Source organism: Bacillus sp. JJ1474 (genome assembly GCF_036965225.1).
Classification (GTDB): Bacteria; Bacillota; Bacilli; order Bacillales; family Cytobacillaceae; genus Cytobacillus.
This window is the reverse complement of sequence record NZ_JBALPC010000326.1, coordinates 1-2,472: the sequence shown is the minus strand read 5'-3', so window position 1 is coordinate 2,472 and position 2,472 is coordinate 1. Positions and strand designations below refer to the sequence as shown.

Here is a 2,472-nt window from a genome sequence, read left to right as displayed (position 1 = left end):
AATGGATATATTGGGTATAATTGGAATATTGTTAGGTATTTTAACAATTATTCTCTTTATTATTAAAAAGTTCAGTATCATCATTGCTGCACCCATAGCGACAATTGTCGTATTGCTGTTTAACGATGTACCTATACTAGAGACCGTATTTGGCAAAGAAAATTCTTATATGACGGCACTAGCTGGGTTTGTTGCATCCAATTTCGCTATATTCTTATTAGGTTCTGTATTAGCGAAATACATGGATAAAAGTGGGGCAACGATTTCAATTGCAAATAAAGTATTGTCGGTGGTAGGAACCAAGAACCCGTACAACGCATTGGTAGCATTATTTATTATTTCTGCCATTCTTACTTACGGTGGTATTAATGTATTCGTCATAATATTCGCATTAATCCCAATGGCTAAACCGATCTTCAGACAACTTAATATTTCTTGGAAATTAGTTACCATTCCTGTGTTTGGCGGAACTTCAACGTTTACTATGACAATGTTGCCTGGGGCACCTTCCTTACACAATATTGTGCCTTCAACGGCTTTGGGCACTACATTAACTGCTGCACCGGTTATCGGAATCGTCACTTCCATAGCAGCAATTGTGTTCATACTATTATTTATGAAATTCTCGTTGTCCAAAAGCTTGTGTAGGAACGAGACATTTAATGTGGATGAGAAGGTTGAAAGCAGTAATGCGGCAACTGAGCGTGAGCTTCCACCATTTATTATCAGTTTACTGCCTATCATCGTGTTACTAGGCATCATATTACTATTTAGTTCTGTGAGTAATATCATTATTGTCGCATTAATTGTTGCGATCGTAATGAGTGCTATATTATTCCGTAAGCAAATTGAACAGCAAAAAGAAGTGTTAAATCAAGGTGCTAACGAATCGTTATCATCCACGATAACAACTGGCAGTACAATTGCATTTGGTAGCATTGCTACAAGTGTTCCTGCGTTTAAGGGTGTCTTTCAATTGATTCAATCCATTCCTGGACCCCCAGTACTTTCATTAATGATTGGTACAGGTCTTATAGGCGGTATTACTGCTTCAGCTGTTGGAGCAATTGGCATTTCTGTTGCGAATTTTGCTCCTATCTATTTAGAAATGGGACTAGATCCGGAAACTGTTCACCGCGCAATCGCAATCGGATCTGGAGCTCTATCAATTGTTCCTTACTCTGGATTCTTGATTATATTTAACAATATAACGGGACTAACGATGAAAGACACCTTCAAAAATGGATTTATCAGTATAAGTGTTACCCACTGGATCGCAATGGCCGTTATCGTTGTCATGGCCATCTTAGGTTTAGCTTAATGATGTAATCTTGCAAGTTCCTCAGACTTGTTTTGAATGATTCAACTTACGATACATCAAGCACTTTATTCTAAAGTACTTTTTGTAATAGATTTTACAAAATATCATCTAGGAGGAAAAAATCATGAGTAAAAAAATTGGATTTGTAGGATTAGGAACAATGGGCTTCCCGATGGCAGTTAATTTAAAGAAAGCTGGTTTTGACGTAATCGGTTATGATGCTTTTAAAGGTGTCTATGAAAAAGCAAGTGCTGCTGGAATAACAATGGTAGAAACTTTAAAAGAAGTGGCAGAACAAGCGGACGAAGCGATTATCTCAATGGTTCGTGACTATGCCCAAAATGTTGATATTATTTTTGGTGAGAACGCAATTCTTTCTGCCCAACCTAAAAATAAAACAATTATTGTGATGAGTACACTTGACCCTGAAACAATGAATCAATTAGGCAAAAAAGTCGAAGAAGAAAGTGATTTGAGACTAATTAGCGCTGCAGTAAGCGGTGGTGCTTCAGGTGCTCAAGCTGGAACATTATCGATTATGACATCAGGTTCAGAGACAATCGTGAAATCTTTCCAACCATACTTTGATGCGATTGGATCCAATACATTCTACTATGGCGAGGAACAAGGCAACAGCCAAGTAGCAAAATTAGTTAATAATATGATTCTAGGTATTAACATGAATGCTTTAGCTGAAGGACTTAAATTAGGTAACCACTATAACTTACCTGAAGAAGAGGTATTAAACTTATTAAAAGTAAGTACTGGTGATAGTTGGGTAGTTAGAAATTGGAGCTATGTTTCTGAATGGACAGCAGACACTGCCTTAGCCGTTCTACTTAAAGACTTAATTGCATCTTACAACCAGGGTGTTAAACATAATATATCTTTACCATTCAATGCCTTATCATCCACACAATTATTTGACTCTATGGGAAAAGAGAAACCAGAAGCTAAATAATTGAATAATGTTACCATTTCATTGGTTGATTATACAACTCTCTAATAGGAAAGTATTCTGTGTTGAACAGAATGCTTTCCTTATTTAATTAGCGTGAATGTTTTCTTGGCCTTTTTTTATCACCAAAATTCTATTAAGAGATTATCCTTATTAGTGGCCTTGGCCTTTTTTGTAATTCCTTCAATTATAT

Annotated in this window: 2 protein-coding genes; both read left to right on the top strand. The window is 36.4% G+C overall.

Annotated features, from left to right (window positions below; all coding sequences use genetic code 11):
• The coding region (locus V7164_RS25400; RefSeq protein WP_335355619.1) for a GntP family permease at window positions 1–1,321 on the top strand (1,321 nt) is incomplete at its 5' end.
• 124 nt (window positions 1,322–1,445) lie between these two features.
• Entirely contained in the window at window positions 1,446–2,282 is an 837-nt protein-coding gene (locus V7164_RS25395; protein ID WP_335355618.1) for an NAD(P)-dependent oxidoreductase, read from the top strand.
• The last annotated feature ends 190 nt before the right edge of the window (window positions 2,283–2,472 follow it).